1 protein-coding gene is annotated in these 693 nt (G+C 68.0%); it reads left to right on the top strand.

Annotated elements, in window-relative coordinates:
* Window positions 1-154 precede the first annotated feature (154 nt).
* Window positions 155-693, top strand: a 539-nt coding sequence (locus ACT84W_RS09895; protein WP_444329091.1) for an amino acid--tRNA ligase-related protein, incomplete at its 3' end; no start/stop codon positions are given.

The following is a 693-nucleotide window of genomic DNA, read 5'->3' on the forward strand; positions in this document are numbered from 1 at the left end:
TTGAGTGTGTGTTACCAGCCTACCACCGGCGGCCGGGCGTCCCGCGTCCGTAGTACAATCGCAACTCGCGCGACGCGGCGCCGTTTACGCCGCCTCGCCGTCTGCTGCGCATCCGCCCGTCACGGCACGGGGCGGAAGAGACGAAAGGAAACGAATGGCTTTCTCCATGCACACCCACACCTGCGGCGAGCTCCGCGCCGAGAACATCGGCCAGACCGTCACGCTGACCGGCTGGGTCTGGCACCGCCGCGACCACGGCGGCCTCATCTTCATCGACCTGCGCGACCGCGCGGGCGTGACGCAGGTCTCGTTCGACCCCGAGCACTCCGGCGGCACCGCGTTCCACGCCGCCGAGGATGTCCGCTCCGAGTGGCCCATCAAGGTCACCGGCGTCGTGCGCGAGCGCCCCGAGGGCCAGGACAACGAGAAGCTCGCCACCGGCCACATCGAGGTGCTGGTCTCCGAGCTCGAGGTCCTGAACACCTCCAAGACCCCTGCCTTCCAGATCGAGGACCACGTGGACACCTCCGAGGACGTCCGCCTGCGCTACCGCTACCTCGATATCCGCCGCCCCAAGATGGCGGCCAACCTCAAGCTCCGCAGCGATCTGACCTTCGCCATCCGCGAGGCCTTCCACAACGCCGAGTTCACTGAGGTCGAGACCCCCTGCCTCTTCAAGTCCACCCCCGAGGG

Source organism: Paratractidigestivibacter sp. (assembly GCF_052362415.1).
Taxonomy (GTDB): Bacteria; Actinomycetota; Coriobacteriia; order Coriobacteriales; family Atopobiaceae; genus Paratractidigestivibacter.